This is a genomic window from Catellatospora sp. KI3 (assembly GCF_029948125.1).
In the GTDB taxonomy this organism is placed as follows: Bacteria; Actinomycetota; Actinomycetes; order Mycobacteriales; family Micromonosporaceae; genus Catellatospora.
Window position 1 is genome coordinate 361,965 of sequence record NZ_JASAMB010000001.1, and the last position, 24,261, is coordinate 386,225.

30 protein-coding genes are annotated in these 24,261 nt (G+C 70.2%); 11 read left to right on the top strand and 19 right to left on the bottom strand.

Features of this window, described 5'->3' with window-relative positions; genetic code table 11:
• Positions 1-14 precede the first annotated feature (14 nt).
• From QEZ54_RS01640 to QEZ54_RS01655, 4 genes are all read left to right on the top strand, one after another.
• Positions 15-875: an ABC transporter ATP-binding protein gene (locus QEZ54_RS01640; protein ID WP_281302627.1), complete on the top strand. Its 861-nt coding sequence runs from the start codon at positions 15-17 to the stop codon at positions 873-875.
• The gene (locus QEZ54_RS01645) at positions 872-1,687 is read left to right on the top strand and encodes an ABC transporter permease (RefSeq protein WP_281302628.1); all 816 of its coding nucleotides are present in this window, start codon (positions 872-874) and stop codon (positions 1,685-1,687) included. The genes QEZ54_RS01640 and QEZ54_RS01645 overlap by 4 nt, the downstream gene beginning before the upstream one ends.
• Positions 1,645-2,511 (top strand): alpha/beta hydrolase-fold protein, encoded by an 867-nt coding sequence (locus QEZ54_RS01650; protein WP_348650499.1) that lies wholly within the window; start codon positions 1,645-1,647, stop codon positions 2,509-2,511. Before QEZ54_RS01645 ends, QEZ54_RS01650 begins: the two co-directional genes overlap by 43 nt.
• A gap of 77 nt (positions 2,512-2,588) precedes the next feature.
• Complete coding sequence (locus tag QEZ54_RS01655) at positions 2,589-3,089, top strand: hypothetical protein (protein ID WP_281302629.1); 501 nt, start codon at positions 2,589-2,591, stop codon at positions 3,087-3,089.
• A 175-nt stretch (positions 3,090-3,264) separates the two neighbouring features.
• On the opposite strand, the gene QEZ54_RS01660 is transcribed toward QEZ54_RS01655, so the two are convergent.
• The gene (locus QEZ54_RS01660; protein WP_281302630.1) at positions 3,265-4,113 is read right to left on the bottom strand and encodes a 3-hydroxyacyl-CoA dehydrogenase family protein; all 849 of its coding nucleotides are present in this window, start codon (positions 4,111-4,113) and stop codon (positions 3,265-3,267) included.
• Between the two features lie 138 nt (positions 4,114-4,251).
• On the opposite strand from QEZ54_RS01660, the gene QEZ54_RS01665 reads away from it, so the two are divergent.
• The gene (locus tag QEZ54_RS01665) at positions 4,252-4,566 is read left to right on the top strand and encodes a hypothetical protein (protein WP_281302631.1); all 315 of its coding nucleotides are present in this window, start codon (positions 4,252-4,254) and stop codon (positions 4,564-4,566) included.
• 16 nt (positions 4,567-4,582) lie between these two features.
• Here QEZ54_RS01665 and murA read toward each other — a convergent pair whose 3' ends face one another.
• Positions 4,583-5,872, bottom strand: coding sequence for a UDP-N-acetylglucosamine 1-carboxyvinyltransferase (murA, locus tag QEZ54_RS01670; protein ID WP_281302632.1), 1,290 nt, complete (start codon positions 5,870-5,872; stop codon positions 4,583-4,585).
• Between the two features lie 85 nt (positions 5,873-5,957).
• Between murA and QEZ54_RS01675 the strand changes: the two genes are divergently transcribed.
• From QEZ54_RS01675 to QEZ54_RS01690, 4 genes are all read left to right on the top strand, one after another.
• On the top strand, positions 5,958-6,536 hold the full coding sequence (locus QEZ54_RS01675) for a cob(I)yrinic acid a,c-diamide adenosyltransferase (RefSeq protein WP_281302633.1): 579 nt from the start codon (positions 5,958-5,960) through the stop codon (positions 6,534-6,536).
• Complete coding sequence (locus QEZ54_RS01680) at positions 6,533-6,913, top strand: VOC family protein (protein WP_281302634.1); 381 nt, start codon at positions 6,533-6,535, stop codon at positions 6,911-6,913. Before QEZ54_RS01675 ends, QEZ54_RS01680 begins: the two co-directional genes overlap by 4 nt.
• Positions 6,914-7,001: 88 nt before the next feature.
• Positions 7,002-7,973, top strand: a complete 972-nt coding sequence (locus tag QEZ54_RS01685; RefSeq protein ID WP_281302635.1) for an ATP-binding cassette domain-containing protein — start codon at positions 7,002-7,004, stop codon at positions 7,971-7,973.
• Positions 7,970-8,752: an ABC transporter permease gene (locus QEZ54_RS01690; RefSeq protein ID WP_281302636.1), complete on the top strand. Its 783-nt coding sequence runs from the start codon at positions 7,970-7,972 to the stop codon at positions 8,750-8,752. The genes QEZ54_RS01685 and QEZ54_RS01690 overlap by 4 nt, the downstream gene beginning before the upstream one ends.
• Before the next feature lie 58 nt (positions 8,753-8,810).
• On the opposite strand, the gene QEZ54_RS01695 is transcribed toward QEZ54_RS01690, so the two are convergent.
• The 10 genes from QEZ54_RS01695 to atpB all read right to left on the bottom strand — a co-directional run bounded on the left by QEZ54_RS01695 (position 8,811) and on the right by atpB (position 17,601).
• Positions 8,811-9,230, bottom strand: coding sequence for a DUF2550 domain-containing protein (locus QEZ54_RS01695; protein WP_281302637.1), 420 nt, complete (start codon positions 9,228-9,230; stop codon positions 8,811-8,813).
• A gap of 31 nt (positions 9,231-9,261) precedes the next feature.
• A complete protein-coding gene (locus tag QEZ54_RS01700) occupies positions 9,262-9,543 on the bottom strand; it encodes a F0F1 ATP synthase subunit epsilon (protein ID WP_281302638.1) in 282 nt (93 codons plus the stop codon).
• A 117-nt stretch (positions 9,544-9,660) separates the two neighbouring features.
• The gene (locus tag QEZ54_RS01705) at positions 9,661-10,929 is read right to left on the bottom strand and encodes an LCP family protein (RefSeq protein ID WP_281302639.1); all 1,269 of its coding nucleotides are present in this window, start codon (positions 10,927-10,929) and stop codon (positions 9,661-9,663) included.
• Between the two features lie 91 nt (positions 10,930-11,020).
• Complete coding sequence (atpD, locus tag QEZ54_RS01710; RefSeq protein WP_281302640.1) at positions 11,021-12,451, bottom strand: F0F1 ATP synthase subunit beta; 1,431 nt, start codon at positions 12,449-12,451, stop codon at positions 11,021-11,023.
• The gene (locus QEZ54_RS01715) at positions 12,448-13,377 is read right to left on the bottom strand and encodes a F0F1 ATP synthase subunit gamma (RefSeq protein WP_281302641.1); all 930 of its coding nucleotides are present in this window, start codon (positions 13,375-13,377) and stop codon (positions 12,448-12,450) included. The genes atpD and QEZ54_RS01715 overlap by 4 nt, the downstream gene beginning before the upstream one ends.
• A 2-nt stretch (positions 13,378-13,379) precedes the next feature.
• Positions 13,380-15,014 (bottom strand): F0F1 ATP synthase subunit alpha, encoded by a 1,635-nt coding sequence (gene atpA / locus QEZ54_RS01720; RefSeq protein WP_281302642.1) that lies wholly within the window; start codon positions 15,012-15,014, stop codon positions 13,380-13,382.
• 65 nt (positions 15,015-15,079) lie between these two features.
• Entirely contained in the window at positions 15,080-15,901 is an 822-nt protein-coding gene (locus tag QEZ54_RS01725; RefSeq protein ID WP_281302643.1) for a F0F1 ATP synthase subunit delta, read from the bottom strand.
• The gene (locus QEZ54_RS01730) at positions 15,901-16,431 is read right to left on the bottom strand and encodes a F0F1 ATP synthase subunit B (protein WP_281302644.1); all 531 of its coding nucleotides are present in this window, start codon (positions 16,429-16,431) and stop codon (positions 15,901-15,903) included. The genes QEZ54_RS01725 and QEZ54_RS01730 overlap by 1 nt, the downstream gene beginning before the upstream one ends.
• Positions 16,432-16,503: 72 nt before the next feature.
• Positions 16,504-16,722 carry an ATP synthase F0 subunit C gene (gene atpE, locus QEZ54_RS01735; protein ID WP_281302645.1) on the bottom strand — a complete coding sequence of 73 codons (219 nt, stop codon included), beginning with the start codon at positions 16,720-16,722 and terminating at the stop codon, positions 16,504-16,506.
• Positions 16,723-16,842: 120 nt separating this feature from the next.
• Complete coding sequence (gene atpB, locus QEZ54_RS01740; protein WP_281302646.1) at positions 16,843-17,601, bottom strand: F0F1 ATP synthase subunit A; 759 nt, start codon at positions 17,599-17,601, stop codon at positions 16,843-16,845.
• 680 nt (positions 17,602-18,281) lie between these two features.
• Between atpB and QEZ54_RS01745 the strand changes: the two genes are divergently transcribed.
• The gene (locus QEZ54_RS01745) at positions 18,282-18,755 is read left to right on the top strand and encodes a hypothetical protein (protein WP_281302647.1); all 474 of its coding nucleotides are present in this window, start codon (positions 18,282-18,284) and stop codon (positions 18,753-18,755) included.
• Between the two features lie 73 nt (positions 18,756-18,828).
• On the opposite strand, the gene QEZ54_RS01750 is transcribed toward QEZ54_RS01745, so the two are convergent.
• The 4 genes from QEZ54_RS01750 to QEZ54_RS01765 all read right to left on the bottom strand — a co-directional run bounded on the left by QEZ54_RS01750 (position 18,829) and on the right by QEZ54_RS01765 (position 21,491).
• On the bottom strand, positions 18,829-19,407 hold the full coding sequence (locus tag QEZ54_RS01750) for a hypothetical protein (RefSeq protein ID WP_281302648.1): 579 nt from the start codon (positions 19,405-19,407) through the stop codon (positions 18,829-18,831).
• Positions 19,408-19,550: 143 nt separating this feature from the next.
• Positions 19,551-20,408, bottom strand: a complete 858-nt coding sequence (locus QEZ54_RS01755) for an ABC transporter ATP-binding protein (RefSeq protein ID WP_281302649.1) — start codon at positions 20,406-20,408, stop codon at positions 19,551-19,553.
• On the bottom strand, positions 20,401-20,910 hold the full coding sequence (locus tag QEZ54_RS01760; protein ID WP_281302650.1) for a hypothetical protein: 510 nt from the start codon (positions 20,908-20,910) through the stop codon (positions 20,401-20,403). Before QEZ54_RS01760 ends, QEZ54_RS01755 begins: the two co-directional genes overlap by 8 nt.
• A gap of 197 nt (positions 20,911-21,107) precedes the next feature.
• Positions 21,108-21,491 (bottom strand): hypothetical protein, encoded by a 384-nt coding sequence (locus QEZ54_RS01765; RefSeq protein WP_281302651.1) that lies wholly within the window; start codon positions 21,489-21,491, stop codon positions 21,108-21,110.
• 159 nt (positions 21,492-21,650) lie between these two features.
• On the opposite strand from QEZ54_RS01765, the gene QEZ54_RS01770 reads away from it, so the two are divergent.
• Positions 21,651-22,460, top strand: a complete 810-nt coding sequence (locus QEZ54_RS01770; RefSeq protein ID WP_281302652.1) for an AfsR/SARP family transcriptional regulator — start codon at positions 21,651-21,653, stop codon at positions 22,458-22,460.
• On the opposite strand, the gene QEZ54_RS01775 is transcribed toward QEZ54_RS01770, so the two are convergent.
• The 3 genes from QEZ54_RS01775 to QEZ54_RS01785 form a co-directional block, all read right to left on the bottom strand.
• Positions 22,446-22,850, bottom strand: a complete 405-nt coding sequence (locus tag QEZ54_RS01775; RefSeq protein WP_281302653.1) for a hypothetical protein — start codon at positions 22,848-22,850, stop codon at positions 22,446-22,448. The genes QEZ54_RS01770 and QEZ54_RS01775 overlap by 15 nt on opposite strands.
• A 90-nt stretch (positions 22,851-22,940) precedes the next feature.
• Positions 22,941-23,555, bottom strand: coding sequence for a phosphotyrosine protein phosphatase (locus tag QEZ54_RS01780; protein WP_281302654.1), 615 nt, complete (start codon positions 23,553-23,555; stop codon positions 22,941-22,943).
• A complete protein-coding gene (locus QEZ54_RS01785) occupies positions 23,555-24,223 on the bottom strand; it encodes an L-threonylcarbamoyladenylate synthase (protein WP_281302655.1) in 669 nt (222 codons plus the stop codon). Before QEZ54_RS01785 ends, QEZ54_RS01780 begins: the two co-directional genes overlap by 1 nt.
• Positions 24,224-24,261 lie beyond the last annotated feature (38 nt).

The following is a 24,261-nucleotide window of genomic DNA, read 5'->3' on the forward strand; positions in this document are numbered from 1 at the left end:
CGTATCGTGCGCGTGTGACTGACGAGGAGCTGGCGATCAGCGTTTCCGGTCTGCGCAAGTCCTATCGGGACAACCAGGCCGTCGCGGGAGTGGATCTCGCGGTACGGCGCGGCGAGGTGTTCGCGCTGCTGGGCCCGAACGGCGCGGGCAAGACCACCACCGTGGAGATCCTGGAGGGCTTCCGCCAGCGCGACGGCGGCGACGTCTCGGTGCTCGGCGTCGACCCGGCGAAGGCCGGTGCCGACTGGCGCAAGCGCATCGGCATCGTGCTGCAGGGCACCGGCGAGTTCGACGAGCTGAAGGTCGGCGAGGTGGTGCGCCACTTCGCCCGCTTCTACCCGAACGCGAGCGACCCGGCCGAGGTGATCGAGCGGGTGGGCCTGAGCGACAAGGCGAACTCCCGTACCCACACGCTCTCCGGCGGGCAGAAGCGCCGCCTGGACGTGGCCCTGGGCATCGTCAACCGGCCGGAGCTGCTGTTTCTCGACGAGCCGACCACCGGCTTCGACCCGGCGGCCCGCCGCGAGTTCTGGGACCTGATCCGCCAGCTGTCCCACCAGGGCACCACGATCCTGCTCACCACGCACTACCTGGACGAGGCCGAGGCGCTGGCCGACCGGGTCGGCGTGATCAACCGGGGCGCCATGGTCGCCGTCTCCACCCCGGCCGAGCTCGGCGGGCGGCACCAGGCCACGGCCCGCGTCGGCTGGCGCGAGGACGGCCAGGCGCGCTTCGAGCAGACCGACCACCCCACCGACGCGGTACGGCGGCTGTCGGAGCGCTTCGGCGGCGAGGTGCCGGAGCTGACCGTCACCCGGCCGACGCTGGAGGACATCTACCTGGAGATGCTGGGCGAGAAGGAGGAGCAGCAGTGAGCGACAGCGGTCTGAGCCTGGCCCTGGCCCAGGGCGGCATCGAGTTCAAGCAGTTCGTGCGGACCCGCGAGTCGCTGGTGTTCACGCTGCTGTTCCCGGTGATGCTGATGCTGATCTTCGGATCGATCTTCAGCGACGTGATCATCACGCCGCCCGGGGTGTCGCCCGCCGTGACGCTGTCGCAGTACTTCGTCACCGGCATGATCGCCTCCGGCATCATGTCCACCGGCTTCCAGAACCTGGCCATCACCATCCCGATCGAGCGGGACCGGGGCGTGCTCAAGCGCTACCGCTCCACGCCGATGCCGAAGTGGATCTACTTCGCGGGCAAGATCCTGAACGTGGCGGTGCTGGCGCTGCTGTCGATCGTGCTGCTGCTCGCGGTGGCCGTCGCGTTCTACGACATCACGCTGCCCGATACCGGCCAGAAGTGGTTCACCTTCGCCTGGGTGAGCGTGCTCGGCCTCACGGCCTGCACCCTGTGCGGCATCGCGTTCTCCGGCGTGGCCAAGTCGGGCCGCTCCGGCCCGGCCGTGGTCACCCCGATCGCGCTGATCCTGCAGTTCACCTCCGGCGTCTTCTTCGAGTACTCCGACCTGCCGCCGTGGATGCAGCAGTTCGCCGCGCTCTTCCCGCTCAAGTGGATGTGCCAGGGCCTGCGCTCGGTCTTCCTGCCCGCCGACTTCGCCGCCCAGGAGGTCGGCGGCTCGTACGAACTCGGCAAGGTCGCCCTGGTCCTCGGCGCCTGGTGCGTCGGCGGCCTGGTGCTGTGCCTGCTCGGCTTCCGCTGGACCACCCGCCGGGACGGCTGATGGACCGCCGCCGGGTGCTGCTGCTGGGCGGCGCCGCCCTCGGCGTCGGCGTCGCCGGAGTCGGCGTGTGGCGCGCCTTCGCCGACGGCACCGACGACGACGGCTTCGAGCTGATCCCGGACGTGCCGCTGGGCGACGAGCGGCTGGAGCAGCGCGACTCCGCCGCCCGGGGCAAGCCGGTCGACTTCTACACCGCGGTGCCCGAGGGCCACGGCGACGGGAAGGGACTGCCGGTCGTACTCGTGCTGCACGGGGCGTCGGCGACCGCCGCCGACTTCCCGCGCTTCGGCTTCGGCCGGTTCCTCACCGACGCGGTGCGCCGGGGCGTGCCGCCGTTCGTGCTGGCCGGGGCGACCGGCGGGCGGCTGCGCTGGGAGCCTTCCGGCGCCGACGACCCGCGCCGGATGGCCGCCGAGGAGCTGCCCGCCTGGTGCGCCGAGCGCGGCTTCGACACCAGCCGGATCGCCCTGTGGGGCTGGTCCATGGGCGGGTACGGGGTGCTGCGCCTGGCCGAGCGGGCCCCGGCGGCGTACCGGGCGGTGGCCGCGTTCTCCCCGGCCGTGGCCAGGGGCGACGCCGTCTTCGCCGACGCCGCGAAACTGGCCGGGCTGCCCGTCTCCCTGTGGTGCGGCCGCCAGGACGGCTTCTACGCGGCGGTACGGGAGCTGGAGGGCCGGATTCCGGGCGCGAAGGCCGCGTACGCCGAGGGCGCCCACACCCGCCGCTACTGGAACACGATCACCCCGGCCGCCTTCGACTTCCTCGGCCATACCCTCTCCCCCGCCGGAAACAGCCGACCGCAGGAGTCGCCTTCGGCCCGTTGAGCCGACCCGGAACGGGTCGCCGCATGATCCACTGCAATGCGGCACCCGTTCCGCTCCATTCCGGAGGAAACAGTCCCGTGAAGAAGACTCTCGCCCTGGCCGCCCTGTGCGCCGCCCTGCTCGGCACCGCCGCCTGCGGCGGTGATCCGGCCCCCAGCGCGGCTCCGTCCACGGCCGGGTCCCCGAGCGCCGCGGCCTCCCCCACGTCCGCGGCCAAGGGCGACACCGAGGCCGCGTGCGACGCGGCGAAGAAGGCCGACGACGCGCTCTTCGCGGTCCTCGCCCCGATCGGCCCGCACAACGTCAACGAGAAGTCGACCAAGGGCAACGTGGCCGCCGCGGTCAAGGCGATGCGGGCGGGCTACACGGACCAGATCGCCGCGGCGCAGGCAGCCTCGGCGCTGACCACCGACAGCGAGCTCAAGGCGGCCCTGGCCGCCCTGGTCGAGTCGCGCAACGCGATGGTCGCCGCGCTGGACCAGGCCGGCGGGGACGTGACGAAGATGCGCGCCGCGCAGAACTTCCAGGCGGGCATCGACGCCGAGTCCGACATCTGGGGCATCTGCACCCTCGGCTGACCCCAACCCGCCCCGCCAGCCCCGCCACCCCGGCACCCCGCCGCCCCGGCACCCCGGCACTTCCATTGACACTGGCCTATCCAGAAGGCGGTTTCGCGAAATCCGTGCGCTGGATAGGCCAGTGTCAATGGAAGGCGGGGCGGGGTGCGCCCGCGCGGATGTTCAGCGGGGCTGGTCAGTACTGGTAGAAGCCGCGCCCCGTCTTGCGGCCCAGCTCGCCGGCCGTCACCATCCGCTGCATGATCTCCGGCGGGAAGAACTTCGGGTCGGCCGTGTCGGTGTAGATGTTGCGGGCCGCGTGCGCCAGGATGTCGATCCCGGTCAGGTCCGCGGTGGCCAGCGGCCCCATCGCGTGCCCGAAGCCCAGCTTGCAGGCGACGTCCAGATCCTCCGGGCTCACCACGCCCGACTCGACCAGCTTGACCGCCTCCACCACCAGGGCGGTGATCAGCCGGGTGGTCACGAAGCCCGCCACGTCCCGGTTGACCACGATGCAGGTCTTCCCGATGCCCTCGGCGAAGGCCCGCACGGTCGCCAGCGCCTCGTCGCTGGTACGCAGCCCGCGCACCAGCTCGCACAGCCGCATCATCGGCACCGGGCTGAAGAAGTGGGTGCCCACGACCTGCTCGGGCCGCTGGGTGACGGCCGCGATCTGGGTGATCGGGATGGCCGAGGTGTTGGTGCCGAGCACCGCGTCCGGCTTGCAGATGCGGTCCAGCGCCCGGAACACCTCCTGCTTGATCTCCAGCTTCTCGAAGACCGCCTCGATCACGATGTCGGCCTCCGCCGCCGCCTCCAGGTCGGTGGTGGTGGTGATGCGGGCGAGCGTGTCCTGGGCGTCCTGCTCGGTGATGGTGCCCTTGGCCGCGAACCGGCTCAGCGACTTGCCGATGCCGTCGAGGCCGCGCGCGGTCGCCGCGTCGTCGAGGTCGCGCAGGGTGACCTGCCACCCCGCCTGTGCCGCCACCTGCGCGATACCGGAGCCCATGAGCCCGGCACCGATCACCGCGAGCTTCCCTGCCATTGTCCAAGCCTCCCGAGTGCGTCGTCCCGTCGAGCCTAAACGATCGCTCAGGAAGCCTCCGACGGGCGTCTTGTCGAATGCGTGCGCACTAAACCCGAATATGCCTACACGAACGCGGTACAGGTGCACACTTGGGGCATGCCTGAGAGCGCTTATCTCGCCGGGCCTATGGTGGCGATCCTGACGATCGCCGTGCTGGCCGTGATCCTCTACCGCGGCTTCCAGCACGACGCGCAGACTCCCGCACCGGTGGCGCCGACCGCCCCGAAGACCGACGACTACGGGCTGCTCGCGTGCGCCGCCGTGGCCCGTACCCTCGCCGACGCGACGCTGCTGCGCGAGCACCTGCACAGCGCCGGCATCCGCGCCACCCTGGCCACCGCGCCGGACGGCCGCATCCAGGTGCTCGTCTTCACCGACGAGGTCATGCGCGCCCGCCGCCTCGTCGGATAGCGGGCGCGCCCACCTCTCAGAAGCCGTACTCCGGGTCCGCCGGGGCCTCGGCCCGTTCGACCTCGACGCCCAGCCTGCGCAGATCGTTGGCGAAGTCGGGGTAGCCGCGGTCGATGTGGTGCACCGCCCGGACCGTCGTCACGCCGTCGCCGCACAGGCCCGCGATGACCAGCCCCGCCCCGGCCCGGATGTCGCTGGCGCTCACCTCGGCGCAGGACAGCGTCTCCCGGCCCCGGACCATCGCGTGGTGGCCCTCGATCCGGATGTCGGCGCCCAGCCGCTTGAGCTCCTCGGCGAACATGAACCGGCCGTCGAAGATGTTCTCGGTGATCAGCGACACGCCGTCGGCGACCGCGGCCATGCCGATGGCCATCGGCAGCAGGTCGGTGGCGAAGCCCGGGAACGGCAGCGTACGGACGTCGACGGCGGTGGGCCGGTCGGTCATCCGCACCCGGAACCAGTCCGGCCCGTAGTCGACCGCGCCGCCCGCCTGCTGGATCTTGTCCAGCGCGATCTCCAGCCAGCGCGGGTCGACCCCGCGCACGGTCACGTCGCCGCGCGTCATGGCCGAGCCGAAGGCCCAGGTCCCGGCCACGATCCGGTCGCCGATGGTGGCGTGCCGGACCGGCCGCAGCTGGTCCACGCCCTGCACCACCAGCTCGGAGGTGCCCGCGCCCTGGATGTTCGCGCCCATGCCGATCAGCATCTGGCAGATGTCGACGATCTCCGGCTCGCGCGCCACGTTGTCTATCACCGTGGTGCCCCGGGCCAGCACCGCCGCCATGAGCAGGTTCTCGGTGGCGCCCACGCTGGGGAAGTCGAGGCTGATCCGGGCGCCGTGCAGGCCGGACGGGGCCTCGGCGACCACGAACCCGTGCTCGCCGCTGATGTCGGCGCCCATCTTGGCCAGGCCGGAGACGTGCATGTCGAGGCCGCGCGAGCCGATCGCGTCGCCGCCGGGGTGCGCGACCCGCACCCGGCCGCAGCGGGCCAGCAGCGGCCCGAGCACGCAGATCGAGGCGCGCAGGCGGCGCACCAGCTCGTAGTCCGCCTCGGGGTGCAGCCGCGCGGGCACGCTGATGCGCACCTGGTCGTCCTCGAACCCCACCTCGGCGCCGAGCCGCCGCAGCACCTCGCCCATCAGGGCGATGTCGGTGATGCGCGGCACGTTGGTGATGACGCTCTCGCCCTCGGCGAGCAGCGCCGCCGCCATCAGCTTGAGCGCGGAGTTCTTCGCGCCGACCACGCCGACCTCGCCGGCCAGCCGTACGCCGCCCTTGACCCGGATCACGTCCACGTCGGCCATCGTAGAAGCCGGATCACCGATTCGCGCGCTGGTCGGTATCGCTCCTCTGGACTCACCGCCACCCACCACCATTAGGCTCGCTGTCATGGCTGTTCACCTCACCCGCATCTACACGAAGACCGGCGACGCCGGCACCACCGCGCTCGGCAGCGGTGAGCGCGTGGCAAAAACCGACCCGCGCATCGCCGCGTACGCCGATGTGGACGAGTGCAACGCCGCGCTGGGTGTCGCACTTGCCCTTGGCAACTTAGCTGATGATGTCTGCGAGGTGTTGGTACGGGTCCAGAACGACCTGTTCGACGTGGGTGCCGACCTGTGCAACCCCATCACCCCCGACCCCAAGTACCCGCCACTTCGCATCACCGAGGACTACGTCACCCGCCTGGAAGGCTGGTGCGATGAGTTCAACGCTCGGTTGTCCAAGCTGGATTCGTTCATCCTGCCGGGGGGTACGCCGGGAGCGGCACTGCTGCACGTCGCCCGCACCATTGCCCGCCGGGCCGAACGCAGCTCGTTCGCCCTGCTGGCGGCGGATGCGCCCCGCACCAGCCCGCTGAGCGCACAGTACCTCAATCGGCTGTCTGATCTGCTGTTTATCCTCAGCCGCGTGGCGAACGCGAACGGCACCGCCGACGTCAAGTGGGTGCCCGGGGCCAACCGGTGATCCACCACGTCGAGGTCTGGGTCCCAGACCTGGCCGAGACCGAGCGCTCCTGGGGCTGGCTGCTGACCGAGCTCGGCTGGGCCGAGTTCCAGCGCTTCCCCGGGGGCGTCTCCTGGCGCCACGGCACCGCCTACCTGGTCTTCGAGCAGTCCCCCGCGCTGACCGGCGACCGCCACGACCGCCGCGCGCCGGGCCTGAACCACCTCGCCCTGCACGCCGGGCCCCGCCCCGACCTCGACCGCCTGGTCGACCAGGCGTCGGCCCACGGCTGGACCCTCATGTTCCCCGACCGCCACCCGCACGCGGGCGGCCCCGACACCTACGCCGCCTACCTGCACGACACCCAGGGCTACGAGGTGGAACTGGTCGCGGGTTAGGCGCGGTTCCGGGGAAAGTGCAGCCGAGGCCCCCAAGATTCCTGCGCTTTCCCCGAAACTGCACGGCACAGCGCTCTACCGTGAGGCCATGGCCGATGCGATCGTCGCCGAGGGGCTCGCCAAACGGTACGGCCAGGTCCAGGCGCTGGCCGGGCTCAGCCTCAGCGTGCCGCAGGGCACGGTGCTCGGGGTGCTCGGCCCGACCGGAGCCGGCAAGACGACCACGGTACGCATCCTCGCCACGCTGCTGCGGCCCGATCGGGGCCGCGGTTTCGTCAACGGCATCGACGTGGTCGCCGAGCCCGAGCACGCGCGCCGGCAGCTGGGCGTGAGCGCCCAGCAGACCGCCGTGGACGGCTTCCTCACCGGGTTCGAGCAGCTGGAGCTGCTGGGGCGGCTGCACCGGCTGGGCCGCCGCCGGGCCCGCTCGCGGGCCGAGGAGCTGCTGGAGCGGCTGCACCTGGCCGAGGCCGGGTCGCGGGCCGTACGCACGTACCCGCTGGCCATGCGGCGCCGCCTGGACCTGGCGGCGGCGCTGGTCGCCGCGCCGCCGGTGCTGCTGCTGGACGAGCCCACCCGCGGCCTGGACCCGCGCGGACGGCTGGGCATGTGGGACGTGCTCACCGAGCGCGTCCGCGCGGGCTGCACGCTGCTGCTGTGCACCGCGCAGCTGGACGAGGCCGACCAGCTCGCCGACGAGATCGTCGTGATCGACCGGGGCCGGGTCATCGCCGGGGGCACCCCGGAGGAGCTGAAGCGCCGCATCGGCGGCGAGCGCATCCAGGTGGTGCTCGGCAACCGCGCCGAGACGCAGGTGGTGGAGGACATCCTGAACCGGGTCTGCGGCGGCCAGGCCGCCGTGCTGCCCGACCAGCACCTGGTCCAGGCCCCGGTGACCGGCGGCGCGCAGGCGCTGGTCGAGCTGGTGCGGCGGCTGGACGCGGCCGGGATCGAACCCGTCGACATCGGCATCCACCGGGCCAGCCTGGACGACATGTTCCTCAAGCTCACCGGCCAGGCGGCGACGCCCACGGTGGCCGAGGAGGAGGCCCGGACGTGAGCGAGCTGGGCGCGATGCTGGCCGGCAGCGCGGTGCTGGCGCGCCGCAACCTGCGGCGGGCCTGGCGGCTGCCCGGGCTGCTGCTGCTCGCCGCCGGGCAGCCGGTGGCCGTCGCCCTCTTCCTCGGGTACGTCATCGGCCCGGTGCTCGCCGTCACCGGCTACCGGGACTTCCTGCTGCCGGGCGTGTCCACCCAGGCGGTGGCGTTCGCGGGCGGCCTGGTGGCGGTGGGGCTGGCCGCCGACCGGCGCCGCGGGGCGCTGGACCGGCTCCGCGCCCTGCCGATCTCACGCTGGTCGGTGCTGTTCGGGCACGTCGGCGCGAACCTGGGGGCGCAGCTGGCGGCGCTGGCGACCGCGGTCGCGACCGGCCTGGTGACGGGCTGGCGGATCGACGCCGGCCCCGGCCGCGCCCTGGCCGGGTTCGCGCTGCTGCTGGCGTTCGGGCAGGCGGTCGCGTGGGTGTCGGTGGTGCTGGGCCTGGCCGCGCGCACCGCACAGGGGGCCCGCCGGCTCGGTTTGGTCTGGACGTACCCGTTCGTGCTGGTCTCGTGCGCGTTCCTGCCCACGGGCGAGCTGCCGGGCTGGCTGCGGCCGATCGCGGAGTGGAACCCGGTCTCGGTGGTGGCGACCGCGCTGCGGGAGCTGTGGCACGGCGGCGCGTTCCCGGCGCGCGAGCTGGCCCTGGCGCTGGTCTGGATCGTCGGGCTACTGGTCGCGGCGGTTCCGACCGCCTACCGGCTGCTGGCGCGCGGGCCGCGTCCCGGTGCGGGGGCATGATCCGCGATCGTGGACGCCTGGTGCGGCTCTGGCGGCACCCAGCGGCCACGATCCGCGATCATGTCGAGTAGGGCGCGGCGGCTTCCAGCCAGGAGAGGAAGCCGGTCACGGTGTGCAGCGGCATCGCGATCTCGACCGTCGTGCGGGAGTCTGCGCACTGCAGCACCACCCAGTCGGCGGGCACCAGCACCGCCTCGTCCTGGGTCGGGGGGCGGCGGCTGACCACGGCCAGATCCCGCCGGGAGAGCTTGCGGCGCGGGCGCGGGGACAGGCTGAACATCCGGTACCAGCGCAGGTCGTCCCCGCGGAACTGGGCGAAGCCCGGCGCCCAGCCGCGCCCGCCCGGACGCTGGCGCAGGCGCAGGTACAGCTCGACCGTGCCGTGTCGGCGCGCGAAGATCTCGCGGCGCACGAACAGGAAGGCCAGCAGCGCGAGCGCGACGACGAGGATGATGGCGACTGCCTCTAGCAACCTCATCGTCGGCGTTCCGGGCGGCGCGGCGGTCGGCTCAGTGGCGAGCGGCCGCGGCGACCGGCAGGGCGGTCTCGGCGAGCACCGTCACCGACTCGGCGGTCACGGACAGGAAGCCGCCGTCGACCTCGTAGGCCAGCTCCTCGCCGCCCTCGAGCTTGATCCGCACGGTGCCCGGCGTGAGCTGGCCCAGCATCGGCGCGTGGCTCGGCAGCACGCCCAGCTCGCCCTCGGTGGTGCGGGCGATGACCATCTCGGCCAGCCCGGACCAGACCTTCTCCTCGACGGCAACGAGCTCGACCTGGAGCAGCTTGGCCACGATGACTCCTCAGTGCCTAGGGTGGTCAACCTGGCGCACCAGGTCGCGAGATGGATGTACCGGCGAGTCTAGCCAAAGGTGATCGGCCCCCGGCAGCAGGACCGGCTCAGTGTGACGTCATCGTTGGAGCATCTCGGGGTGCATGAACAGGAACTGCTCGACGGTCCCGTCCGCGACCGAGGTGAGGAACGTGCGCGACGGGTAGTCCAGCTGCTCACCCAGGTACTGGTACTTCTTCTTGGGCTTGTCCTCCTTCTTGTCCTTGTCGGCCTTGTCGTCGGACTTGGCGTCGTCGCCCTTGGGCTCCTCGTCCCCGTCGTCGGCCTTGTCGCCGTCGTCGGACTTGGCGTCCTTGTCCTCGACCCACCGGCCCACGCCGCCGCCCAGCAGCTTGACCATGACGATGTTCTCCGGCCGGATCTCCCGAAGCGCGAAGGCCCAGTCCAGCATCGAGTAGCCGCGGCCGCTGAAGGTGACCGAGTCGCCCGCCGCCCGCAGCACCTTGTCCAGCTTGATCGGGTCGGACAGCACGTCGCCGCTCACGCCCTTGTTGACCATCGCCCGGATCACCTGCTGCTGGTGCCGCTGCCGCCCGTAGTCCCCGTCGGCGATGTAGCGCTGCCGGGCGAAGTCCAGCGCCTGCCAGCCGTTGAGGTGCTGCCGGCCGGGTTCGTACGTCATCTGCGGGCCGACGTAGCCGTTGGGGCTCCGGCCGGGCTTCCGCTTCTCGCCGTCGGGCTGCATGTGGATCGAGACGACCTGCTCGTCGACGTCGACGTCGATGCCGTCGAGGGCGTCGATGATGTGCCGGAACCCGCTGAAGTTGACGATCGCCCCCGCGTCGAAGCGCGGGATGCCGGTGTACCCGCTGACCGCTGCCGCCAGCAGCTCGAAGCCCTGGGCGTAGTTGGCCCGGCGGTCGCCCGGCACCTGGGCGCCGAAGAACATGGCGTGCGCGAGCTTCTCCGACGCGCTGCCGCCGTAGTTCGACTTCGGGAACGCCGGAATGGGCACCAGCAGGTCGCGCGGCAGCGAGAACAGGTAGCCCCGGTCCAGCCCGGCCGGGATGTGCATGACCAGCACCGAGTCCGCGCGCGGAATCCAGTACGGGTCGCTGTGCCGCGGGTCGATGCCCGCCAGCAGGATGTTCAGCGGGCCCTTCAGGTCCTCGATCGGCTTGGGCTCGACGGTGACCCGCGCCTTCGCCGGGTCCTTGTCGCCGAACAGGTCCTCGTGGTGCACCGCGCCCTCGTAGCGGGCCACCAGCCGGTCCACGGTCACCAGCGAGGCCCCGCTCAACAGCATCAGCACCGTGCCCGCCAGCACGCTCCAGCGGGCCCACCGCGCCGCCTTGCGCAACTGCCTCGTCGCCGTCTTCGTCGCCACGCAGTGCACAACGAGGTCGAACCCGCCCCAGGTATGCCGAAGGCCCCGCTCCCACGAGGGAACGGGGCCTTCGGGCCGGCTTCGCCGACCGTTACTTGGTCAGCTCGCGGTAGTTGCGCTCGAGGTCGTCGAGGCCGCCGCACATGAAGAAGGCCTGCTCCGGGACGTGGTCGTAGTCGCCCTGGGAGATCTTCTTGAACGCCTCGACGGTCTCCTTCACCGGCACGGTCGAACCCTCGACACCGGTGAACTGCTTGGCCGCGTAGGTGTTCTGCGACAGGAAGCGCTCGATCCGCCGGGCGCGGGCCACGGTGACCTTGTCCTCCTCGGAGAGCTCGTCCATACCGAGGATGGCGATGATGTCCTGCAGGTCGTTGTACTTCTGCAGGATCCGCTTCACCTCGGAGGCCACGGCGTAGTGCTCGGCACCGACGTACTCCGGGGCCAGGATTCGCGAGGACGAGGCCAGCGGGTCCACGGCGGGGTAGATGCCCTTGTCGGACACCTTGCGCTCGAGGTTGGTGGTCGCGTCCAGGTGGGCGAAGGTGGTCGCCGGCGCCGGGTCGGTGTAGTCGTCCGCGGGCACGTAGATGGCCTGCAGCGAGGTGATGGCCTGGCCGCGCACCGAGGTGATGCGCTCCTGGAGCTCACCCATCTCGTCGGCGAGGGTCGGCTGGTAACCCACGGCGCTGGGCATACGCCCGAGCAGCGTGGACACCTCGGAACCGGCCTGCGTGAAGCGGAAGATGTTGTCGATGAAGAGCAGCACCTCCTGCTTCTGCACGTCGCGGAAGTACTCGGCCATGGTCAGCGCGGACAGCGCGACCCGCAGACGGGTGCCCGGGGGCTCGTCCATCTGGCCGAAGACCAGCGCGGTGTCGCCGAGCACGTTCGCCTCGGCCATCTCGTGGATGAGGTCGTTGCCCTCACGGGTGCGCTCACCCACGCCGGCGAAGACGGAGGTACCGCCGAAGTTACGGGCAACGCGGATGATCATCTCCTGGATGAGCACCGTCTTGCCCACGCCGGCACCGCCGAACAGACCGATCTTGCCGCCCTTGACGTACGGGGCCAGCAGGTCGATCACCTTGACGCCGGTCTCCAGCATCTCGGTCTTCGGCTCGAGCTCCGAGAACGCCGGAGGCTTGCGGTGGATCGGCCAGCGCTCGGTGACCTCGAGCTGCTGCCCCTTCTCCAGGTTGAGGCAGTCACCGAGGACGTTGAACACCTTGCCCTTGGTCTCGTTGCCCACCGGGACGCTGATCGGCGAGCCGGTGTCGCTCACCTGGGCGCCCCGGACCATGCCGTCGGTCGGCTGCATCGAGATGGCACGTACGACGTTGTCGCCGAGGTGGTTGGACACCTCGAGGGTCAGCGTCCGGGTGCCCTCGCTCAGGGTCACGTCGACCTTGAGCGCGTTGAACAGCTCGGGCATCGCGTCACGCGGGAACTCGACGTCGACGACCGGGCCGATGACCCGGACGACTCGACCGACGCCCGCCTTAATGTCAGTAGTCATCATTCACTCCCCGCCGCCGCCAGCGCGTTCACGCCGCCGACGATCTCACTGATTTCCTGGGTGATCGCGGCCTGGCGGGCGGAGTTCATCTCCCGCGTCAGCGACTTGATCATGGTGTCCGCGTTGTCGGTCGCACTCTTCATCGCCTGGCGGCGCGAGGCCGACTCGCTCGCGGCCGAGTCCAGCAACGCCGCGTAGATCCGCGTGTTGATGTACTTCGGCAGCAGCGCGTCGAGCAGCTCCTCCGCGTTCGGCTCGAACTCGTACGCCGGCAGCAGCTCGTCCTTGCTGCCTTCGCGCTCCTCGACCTGCATGGGCGCGAAGATCTTCGTGGACGCGGTCTGCGTCATGAGCGACTTGAACTCGGTGTAGACGATGTGCAGCTCGTCCACGCCCAGCACGCCGTCGGCCCCGGCACCGTCGACGCTGTCGTCGGCCCCGTGCACGAACGCCTGGATCAGCGTCTCGCCGACCCGGCGCGCGTCCTCGAAGCGCGGCTGCTCGGAGAACCCGCTCCAGCTCCCGGCGAGCTCGCGCCCGCGGAAGTTGTAGTAGGTCGCGCCCTTGCGGCCGACGACGTACAGCGCCACCTGCTTGCCCTGCGCCTTGAGACGGGCGATGAGCTGCTCGGTGAGCCGGATCGCGTTGGCGTTGTAGCCGCCGCACAGACCCCGGTCACTGGTGATGAGCAGCACGCCGGCCCGGTGCTCCGGGTCGCGCGGCACCAGCAGCGGGTGCTGGGCGTTGGTGTTGGAGGCCAGCGCGGTCAGCACGTCGGTGATGGCGTTCGCGTACGGCAGCGAGGCCGCGACGCGCTCCTGGGCCTTGGCGATGCGGCTGGTCGCGACCAGCTCCATCGCTTTGGTGATCTTCTTCGTCGAGCGGGTCGCCTTGATCCGCCGACGAAGGACCCGAACCCCACCAGCCATGACTACTTCTTCTCAGCCACGATGCGGGTGACGGTCTCGGTGCGCTCGTCGCCCTCGAGAGCCTCGGCCTCAGCCTCGTTGATCACCAGTTTGTCCTCGGACGGCAGGAAGCCCTCCTTGAACTTGGCGATCAGCCCGTCAAGCTTGGCGGCGACGTCGTCGCTCCAGGTGTTGCCCGCGATCGTCTTCAGCAGGTCCGAGTGGGAGCTGCGCAGGTGCTGCAGGAACTCCGACTCGAAGCGGCGCACCTGGCCGACCGGGATGTCGTCCAGCTTGCCCTCGGTGCCGGCCCAGATCGAGACGACCTGCTCCTCGATCGGGTACGGCGTGTAGTTCTGCTGCTTGAGCAGCTCGACCAGGCGGCCACCGCGCTCCAGCTGGGCGCGCGAGGCCTTGTCCAGGTCCGAGGCGAAAGCGGCGAACGCCTCCAGCTCACGGAACTGGGCCAGGTCGAGGCGCAGGCGGCCGGAGACCTTCTTCATCGGCTTGCCCTGCGCCGAACCACCGACCCGGGAGACCGACGTACCGACGTTGATGGCCGGACGCACACCCGAGTTGAACAGGCCTTCCTCGAGGAAGATCTGGCCGTCGGTGATCGAGATGACGTTGGTCGGGATGAACGCCGAGATGTCGCCGGCCTTCGTCTCGATGATCGGCAGACCGGTCATCGAGCCCGCGCCCAGCTCGTCCGACAGCTTCGCGCAGCGCTCCAGCAGGCGGGAGTGCAGGTAGAAGACGTCACCCGGGTACGCCTCACGGCCCGGCGGGCGGCGCAGCAGCAGCGACACGGCGCGGTACGCCTCGGCCTGCTTGCTCAGGTCGTCGAACACGATCAGGACGTGCTTGCCCGCGTACATCCAGTGCTGGCCGATGGCCGAACCGGTGTACGGCGCCAGGTACTTGAAGCCGGCCGGGTCCGACGCCGGCGAGTTGACGATGGTGGTGTACTCCATCGCACCCGCGGCCTCGAGGGTGCCCTTGACCGCCGCGACGGTGGAGGCCTTCTGGCCGATCGCGACGTAGATGCAGCGGACCTGCTTCTTCGGGTCGCCCGACTTCCAGTTGTCCCGCTGGTTGATGATCGCGTCCAGCGCCACCGACGTCTTGCCGGTCTTGCGGTCACCGATGATCAGCTGCCGCTGGCCGCGGCCGATCGGGGTCATCGCGTCGATGGCCTTGATGCCGGTCTCGAGCGGCTCGTGCACGCTCTTGCGGACCATCACGTTCGGAGCCTGCAGCTCCAGCTCGCGGAAGCCCTCGTCGGCGATCTCGCCCAGGCCGTCGATCGGCGCACCCAGCGGGTTCACCACGCGACCCAGGAACTTGTCGCCCACCGGCACGGAGAGAACGCGGCCGGTGCGCTTGACCGGCTGGCCCTCCTCGATGCCCTCGAAGGCACCCAGGACGACGACACCGATCTCGCGGACGTCGAGGTTCAGCGCGACACCCAGGGTGCCGTCGGCGAACTCCAGCAGCTCGTTGGCCATGGCGGAGGGGAGACCCTCAACCTTGGCGATGCCGTCACCAGCCTCGGTGACGACGCCGACCTCCTCGCGGGAGATCTCGGGCGCGTACGAGGAGACGAAACGCTCAAGCGCTCCACGGATCTCCTCGGACGAGATGGTCAGCTCGGCCATCCTCAGCTTCCTATCGGTGTCGTGACTGCTAAGTCAGTGAAATGCGTTCTCAGGGCTCGGCCGCGTCACTTGCCGACGAGCGCGTTGCGGACCGCGGCCAGGCGCTTGGCGACCGTGCCGTCGTACAGGTCGCTACCGACCTTCACGCTCAGCCCGCCCAGCACCGTGGGGTCCACGGTCACCTTGACCGAGACCTGACGGCCGTAGATCCCCGACAGCGAGGTCGCCAGCCGGCTCTCTTCGGCGTCGGTCAGCGGGTGCGCCACCGTGACGTAGGCGATCTGCGCCTCACGCCGCTCGGCGGCCATCTCGACCAGGCGGCTCAGCGCGTTGCCGAACGACCGGCCGCCGAACCCGCCCACGGCCAGCTCGGCCAGGCGCACGGTCACCGGCTTGGCCTTGTCGGCCAGCAGGCCCCGCACCAGCTCCACCCGGCGGGAGACCGGGGTGGAGAAGTCGCCGATCGCGGCGGTCAGCGCCGGGTCACCCGAGGCGATCTGCCCGAACCGGAACAGCTCGTCCTCGACCTCGGCCAGGTCGCCGGACTGGTCGGCCGATGCCAGCAGCGCGTCCGCGCCCAGGCGCTCGGCACCTTCCAGCAGCTCCGACGCGGCCGACCAGCGGCCGGACGCCAGCACCGCCAGCAGGTCCAGGCTACCCTGGCCGACCTTGCCCGCCAGCAGGCTGCGCACCAGCTCAGCGCGCTGGTCGCCGGGCCGGGCCGGGTCCGACAGCGCGCGCCGCAGGCGCGGCTCGCGGCCGAGCAGGTCGGCGAAGGCGAGCAACTCGTCGGCCGTGGCCGCGGTGGCCGCGGCACCCGCAGCCCGGGCGCTCTCCTCGAGCGCGGTCCGGGCCGCGGTGTACGACTCTCGGCTTGCCGCCTGCATCAACGTGCTCCGGCGGTCTCGAGCTCAGCCATGGCCCGCTCGACGGTGCCCCGACGGCGCGCCTCGTCCTCCAGCGACTCGCCGACGATCTTGCCGGCGAGGCTGACGGCCAGCGCGCCCATCTCGGTGCGCAGCTCACGCACGATGCTCGCGCGCTCGCCGGCCAGCTGGTCGCGACCGGCCGCGATGATGCGGTCGGACTCCTCCTTGGCCTTGGCCAGCACGTCGGCACGGATGCCCTCGGCGTCGGCGCGGGCCTCGTCGCGGATGCGAGCGGCCTCGGTACGCGCCTCGGCCAGCTGCGCCTTGTACTGCGACAGCAGCGCGGCGGCCTCGGCCTGAGCCTTCTCCGCCTTGACCAGACCGCCCTCGATGGCCTCGACGCGCTGCTGGAACATGCTCTCCATACGCGGGAACACGTACTTGGTGAGCACGAACAGCAGCACACCGAAGGCGATGAGGCCGACGATCACCTCAGCGATCGGCACACCGAGCACGTTGTAGCCGTGCCCCTCTGCAGCGATGTTCATAAGTCACTCCCCTTCGGCGGTGACCAGCCGCGCGCGACCGGCCACCGAACGTCTCGGCGCTACGAACTCGGACTAGGCGGGAGTGTTGTCCAGCGCGAACGCGAGCACCAGGCCCAGCAGCGCCAGCGCCTCGACCACGGCGAAGCCCATGAACATGTAGGCGCGGGTCAGACCGGCGCTCTCGGGCTGACGGGCGGTCGCCTGGATGTAGGCCGCGAAGACCAGACCCACGCCGATGCCGGGGCCCAGGGCCGCGATGCCGTAACCAATGACGTTCAGGTTGCCGGTCATGTCGGTTTTCCTCCTGCTTTGGACGCGTGCGAGTCACGCGCACGTTTGTATTTTGGGTAGGTACGAACGATCTTCAGTTGTGGATCGAAAGCAAAGGTGAGGGTCGCGCCGGGCGCGAGATCAGTGCTCTTCGGAGATCGAGCTCTGGAAGTACGTCGCCGTCAGCAGCGTGAAGACGTACGCCTGCAGGCTCAGGATGAAGAACTCGAACAGCGTCATCACGATCGCGAACACCCAGCTGCCGATCGCGGCGGGCTTGAGCAGCAGAGCGCCGTTGGTCCACAGCGCGACGCCGCCCAGCGTGAACACCAGCAGGATCATGTGGCCGGCGAACATGTTGGCGAACAGACGGACCGAGAGCGTGATGGGGCGCAGGATCAGGTTCGAGATGAACTCGATCGGGATCAGGATCGGCTGCACCCACCACGGGACGCCCGGCTGGATGCAGGCGTGCTTGAGGTAGCCGAACAGGCCGTGCTTGCGGATGCCCAGGGCGATGTAGATCAGCCACGACATGACGGCGAGCACGACGGGGAAGGCCAGGTGCGAGTTCGGGGAGATCTGCGCGAGCGGCACGATGCTCCACAGGTTCGTCACGAAGACGAACACGAACAGCGTGGCGAGGTACGGCGCGAAGCGGATGCCGTCCTTGACGCCGATGATCTCACCGGCGATGTTGTTGCGCACGATGCCGTAGACCGACTCGGCCAGCCACTGCTTCTTGGTCGGCACCAGCGTGGGGTTGCGGTACGTCGCCAGGAAGAACACGATCACGACCGCGACGGCGATCCAGATCAGCAGCGTCAGCTTGGTGAACGCAGGACCCCAGAAGGTGCCTTCGAGGGACGGGATCAGGCTCTTGAAGTCGAAGGTCTCCACGCTGGGGGGAAAATCCTCAGCAAGGAAACCCGGCTGCGTAATCAACCTGTCATCCTCCGTCGATCGGGTACGGTCACCCGTCCAGTCTCTTCACGGTCAAGAAGACTCCGGCGGCCGTGCCGCCGATCAATCCGATCAACAGCCCGACGTGGGGGAGTCCCAGCCACTTATCGATGAGCCACCCGACCCCTCCCCAGACGAGCATGCCGCCGAGGAGATACCCGATGGCCGCCCAACCCGCATCGGCGCCCGCAGGTAGGGGGCGCTTCGGGGGATGTTCATCGGCCATGACGCGGCGAACAATATCAGCCACTTGACGTAGGGAGACAAGCGCCCCCCGGCCCACCATGGCCAAGCTCACCTTGCCCTTCGTGACCAGTACTTACGTACTGATTACGAGGTTCATCAATGTCTAGTTCGCGTTCTGTACATATTTCAGATGATTACTGTATCTTTCGCACCGCTTGTCACACCCGACATCGGCCCGCCGATTGTCACATTTCCGCCCACCCGGCGCCAGGGTCAACCGGCGGCGGGCGGGCGGCGGCGGGCGATGTCCCAGCTTGCGCACAACGTGGCGAAGCACACAGTGAGAACTCGTGTGCCCACAGTCAAAGATGCACATTGCTTTACTTCCAGGTACCCGGTGAAATAGAGGAAACCCCTCGAACCTCCCGGCGGTGCTGAAGATGCGCAAGGCGATCGCCCCCATGCTGTTGGTGCTGGTCACGGTGCTAGGTGCCGGGTGCGAGCCGCGCGGCAACGACGACGCCTCGGCGACCAAGCCGGTGCACTGCACCGTCGTGGCCGACGGCCCCAAGAAGAATGAGGAGACCGGCAAGGTCTCCGGCCAGGTCCGCTACCGCTGCGCGACGCCGGGAGCCGAACGGCTGACCCTCAAGATCCGCATCGAGAAGCGCCAGGGCGACAGCGACAAGTGGAGCACGGTCGCCACCAAGACTTACACGCTCAAGGGTAAGCAGACCTACGCGCCCGAGCTGAAGTATGAGGCCAGGGACGTGACGATGAGCTGCCGCGAGGGCAGCTACCGCACGGTCGTGGACTGGAGCCGCACCTCGCGCAAGGACACCGAGGGCGACAACCTGATCAGCGGCGCGGTCAAGGACCCGTGCAAGCCGAAGATCTTCGACTGACCACCTCCCACCGCAGGCCGGTGCGGTCCGCTCCGAACGCGGACCGCACCGGCCTGCGGCCGGGCCCGGAATGTCACCGGGGATAGAGCCGGCGACGGAAACGCAGCGCCACCAGCGCGACCGAGAGCGTCGCGCCCACCACCAGCACGATCCGTGCCACCACGAATCCGGTAGACGGCGCTACCTCGGCGAACGTCAGGTTCTTCAGCGATGCGCCCCAGATCAGGGCCCGGTTCGCCGCGAGTGATGTCGCCGAGGCGGACAGCGGAAGCCACGGGAGCTGATTGATCGCGTCCAGGGACACGAGGATCGTCACCACCGCGGTCCGCGCCGCCGCGCCGCCCGCCACGCGCGCCACGGCATAGGCGGCGGCCAGCACGATGTACCCGCCCGACAGGGGTCCCACCACCGTGATCGTCAGCAGCGGCAGGGACCACCCGGGGGTGTCCGACAGCCGGAACGCCGCGAAGACCCCCAGGCAGACGACGAAGCCCGCGTACACCAGGAATCCCGCGCCGAAGTTGCGGTAGGTGTCCTTGACGACCGCGGGTCGATCCGCACCCGACAGCAGCCAATTGCTCCGCAGATCGTCGTCGTGCCAGAGCCGGGAGAGCACCGCGACCAGGCCCACCAGGACGATCGGCGTCATCACGGCGTAGAGGCGGGCGACCCCCCAGGGCCCGAACCCGTCGCCGATCTCGGTTCCCCCGGCGGTGAAGCCGAGCTGGACGATTCCCGCCACGAGCAGGGCCGGGACGAGCAGGCGAGGGCGGACCGCGCGGCGCAGGTGGTATCTCACCGGTCGAGCCCCGACGTGAGCACCAGGTACGCGTCGGTGAGGGTCGGCTCCACCCGGGTCGCCTCGTCGGGCGGGCACTTGGTGGCGAATCTCGCCCGGTAGCGGTCCGGCCCGAGCCGAGCCAGTCCGGTGACCTGAGCGACGTCGGCGATGTGCGCCATGATCTTCTCGTCGCCCTCGCACACGTAGACGTCCGGCGCGGTCGCCGACAGCGCGTGCACCGGGCCGTCGAAGGCGATCCCGGCGTCGTGCAGCACCACCACGCGCGAGGCGGTGGCCTCCACGTCGGCGATGAAGTGGGTCGCGTACATCACCGTCCGCCGCGCGGCACGTTCGGCGAGCAGCTCCGCGAAGCGCAGCCGCTCCCACGGGTCCAGCGCCTGTGTCGGCTCGTCCAGCAGGACCAGCGGGCTGTCGGCGGCGAACGCGTACACCAGTGCGACACGCTGCCGCTCGCCACCGCTCATGGAACCCAGCGGCCGCCGCACCGCCCACCCGAGCCCGAAGAACTCGAAGAGCTCGGCCGCATCGTCCGCGGGCAGCCCGCGCAGGCCGAGCAGGTGCTTGACGAAGGCCAGCGCCGACACCTGCGGGTCGAGGCGCAGGTCCTGCGGCAGCCACGTCCCGTTCCGCCGCAGACGGCTCCGGTCCGCGCCGAGCACCGTGCCGTCGAGGCTGACGCTGCCAGCCGCCTGCCGCGTCATGCCCGCGAGCAGGCTGAGCAGTGTCGACTTGCCCGCGCCGTTGCGCCCGAGCAACGCGACCACGTCGCAGTCCGCGCCCAGGCTGAGGTCGATGCCCTGCAGCACGTCGATCTCACCGTACGACAGCGTGACGTCGCTGAGCTCAATCACGACCTGACTCCCCCCTTGCGATCCAGCGCAGACCAGACACGTCCGCAGGCAGCAGGCGCGCCCCGAGCAGCACCGCCGCCGCCAGGCCCAGCCATACGACGGCGCCTGTGGTGACGACGGGCATGCGCTGCGGGTCGCCGCGCATCCAGTGGAACAGGGTGCCGTCGATGGCCAGCGCCGGCACCGCGAGGCACGGCAGCACCGTCACCACCACGGTGGCCAGCAGCGCGACCCCTGCGGCCACGCTCGGGCCCATCCCGAACCGCGTGACCACGACATTGACGACGGCCAGGGCCACCGCCGCACCCACCGCGGTCGGCACCAGCAGCATCGACACGGGCTCACCTGACCATGTGGCCTGCCCGAACACCTGGCAGGCCACGACAAGCGCGGCGAGGATGACGTTGGGCGACTGCGTGCGCCACCACGCGGTACGCGGGTCGACGAGCCCGCCGGCCACCACCCGAGGATCCACCCCCATGCCGGCCGTCCCGAATGCCATGGTGATCGCCACGCCTACGGGTACAACCCACGAGCACACCCAGTGCGCACCCAGCGCGACACCCGCCACTCCCACGGGTGGACGGCCGTACAGCCCGGTCGTCCAGGCCCCCACGAGCGGGAGCAGACCCAGCAGGAGCGCGAGAGCGCTTGCCCGGAAGGTCCCGGGCAGGCGCTCTCGCTCATCGTGTGATGTGCTCACGTGATGTAGCAGGTGTTGTACTTCCAGGGACTGCCGTTGACCCACGCGGCGGCGTCAACGTTGTAGTTGCTACCGCCGGTGACCGGCGAGTAGGTGTCCGAGGTGCTGACCAGCGACCAACCCACTGCCGAGTTGAACGTGTCGTCCTTCCAGTCCGTGTCGTGGTAGTACAGGATCGCCGACACGTTGGCCTCGCCGGTGCCGCTGCCGGAGGAACTGAAGGTTCCCGTGGCCCCGAACTCGACGGTGCTGGACAACCAGGCGCGGAAGCAGTTCGCCTTGACAGTGCTCGCCGAGCCGGCATGCGCCATGGCCATCGGAGCCACGGCCAACGCCGAGCCGAGCGCGAGCGCCGCGACTACGCGACGCATCGGTCTCATGAACTGGTTCACCTGCTCTCCCTTCTAGAGGTGGGCTTGTGAAAACCATCCTGCGAACCGCGGCTTCGGGATTCCTTGCGGTCGCCTTGCGGTATTCCTGCGGACGTCCACTCCGGACGGGGCAGCGGGAAGCAGATCGATCTACTACTCTCCAGCGGCATGTACTTTCGCATCTTGGGGACGGTGCAGGGCGAGGCGGCCGGTCGCCAAATCACGTTCGGATGGCGCCAGGAACGGCAGGCGCTGGGCATTCTGCTGATCGAGGCGGGCCATGCCGTGCCGACAGGTCGACTCATGCAGCTGATGTGGGGGGAGACTATTCCCAGGAACGGCCGGGGTGCATTGCAATCCGTTCTCTCCCGCCTTAGAAAGAGCCTTTCCGCTTTCGATCACGAAGGGAGCGCCCTCGCCCTGAACCGGCGCGGTGACGGATACGAACTGGCGGTCCCCCGAGAGCAGGTCGACCTGCACGCGTTCCGCGCCCTGATGGCCGAAGCCCACGGCGCGACCGACCCGGAAACCGGCATAAGCCTCATACGTGCAGGGCTGGGCCTGTGGCGCGGACCCGCACTGGCGGACGCCACCGACGACAACCTGGACACCGTCGTGACATCCCTGGAAGAGGAGCGGATCTCCGCCCAGGAGCACCTGATCGAACTCTTGCTGCGGATGGGCCGCAACCACGAGGTGATCCCGGAGCTGATCCGGCTGATCGCGGACAGACCCGAACGGGAACGCCTCCACGGCCAGCTGCTGCTCGCGCTGCACCGCAGCGGACGCCGCCTGGAAGCGCTGGAGGCCTACCAGCGCCTGCGCCGCACGCTCGCCGACGACTTCGGGCTCACGCCCAGCGGCGACCTGCAGCAGCTGCACTGGCAGATCCTGGACTCCGACCGGTCCGACGGCCTGACCACGGAGAGCAGGCAGGCGCAGCCGCGCCGACCCGAGTACGGCTCAGTTCTGGCTTGACGGATCCACGTACGGGATCCGGGCGTGCCAGACCCACCAGGCATGGCCGACCGTCCACGCGATCGCGGCCACGCCGATCCCGATCGCCATCGGCTTGAGCCCGGCCCAGCCCGTCTGGACCACCACCGCCATGGCCAGGAACAGCACGGTGAACTTGATCGCGTACGTGGCCAGCCCCAGCGAGAGCACCAGCTTGGGGTTGACCGCATCCGCCCAGGCCAGGATGAAGCTCGTGAACAGGTAGCTGAGGCCGACCAGGGCCACGCCCGCGAGCACGCCGAGCGCCGCCGTACCCCCGACGGTCAGCCAGGCGACCGGGGTCGCCGCCGCCGCCACGACAGCGGTGACCCCGAGCAGGAACGGCAGGAACCGCAGCCGCTTAGCCAACATCACGCCACCTCAAAGTCGATCATGAACCTGTGCCCGGGACACGCCGTCCAACCTTGCCACAAGTTCATGATCAACGAGTAGAGAGGCTGGTCACGGGAGGGGGAGGAGAGTGGCGGTCAACGGGGTCAGGACGTCCTGGATCTCGTCGCCGACGCGGGTGAAGACCTGGTCGCCGCGGCCCCAGGGGTCGTCCAGGTCGTCCTTGGGCTGGGCGGGTTCGCCGTTGCGGGCCGCCGCGACCGCCGCGACCAGGGCCACGCCGCGGTTGTAGACCGCGTCGGGGGTCGGGTCGGCGGGGGGCAGCTCCGACACGTCGACGCCGGGCAGCAGGCGGCCGAACTCGCCGAGCACGAAGGTGCGGTCGGCGGCGTCGGGGCGCAGCGCGGTGACGTAGTCGTACTGGTCGGCGGTGGCCGTCAGGATCAGATCGGCGGCCTCGATGTGCTCGGCGCGCAGCTTGCGCGCGCTGAAGCCGTCGGGCGAGGCGCCCCGGGCGCGCACCTGGCGGGCCGCGGACGGGTTCATCTCCTCGTCCTCGTGCCAGCCGCCGGTGCCGGCCGAGTGCGACAGCACCAGGTCCGTCCCGTCCGCGGAGCCGCCCAGCGCCGCCGCCCGCTCAGCCACCGCGCGGGTCAGCAGACGCTCGGCCATCGGCGAGCGGCAGATGTTGCCCATGCACACGTGCAGCACGGTGAACGGAGCCATCACGCCTCCCCGGGCCCGGCGATGTCGGGGGCGACCTCGCGCAGCTGGTCGATGTCGATGGCGCCCGCGCGCAGGATCCGCGGGCGGTCACCGGTCACGTCGACGATGGTCGAGGGCACCGGCTTCGGGCACTCCCCCGCCTCCAGGTACACACTGACCTTGTAGCTGAGCTGCTCGCGGGCCTCCTCGGCGGTGACCGCGGCGGGGCTGCCGGTGAGGTTGGCCGACGAGACGGCCATCGGGCCGGTCTTGCGCAGCACCTCCAGCGCCACCGGGTGCAGCGGCATGCGCACGGCGACGGTGCCGCCGGTGTCGCCCAGATCCCACTGCAGGCTGGGCGCCTGCTCGACCACGATGGTCAGCGCGCCCGGCCAGAACGCCTCGACCAGGTCGCGGGCGACGCCCGGCAGGCGCAGCACCAGCCCGTCGAGGGTGTGCCGGGAACCCACCAGCACCGGCGGGGGCATGTGCCTGCCCCGCCCCTTGGCGCTGAGCAGGTTGGTCACCGCCCAGGGCTTGAAGGCGTCGGCGCCGATGCCGTACACCGTGTCGGTCGGCAGAACCACAAGGTCGCCACTGGATACGGCGTCGATCGCGGCCTGGATGCCCCGATCACGTTCGACGACGTTCCGACAGTCGTAGAGCCTCACGGTGAGCCAGTCTGTCACGAGGTTTTCATGAGGTGCGAACCGCACCGTTCGGCAGC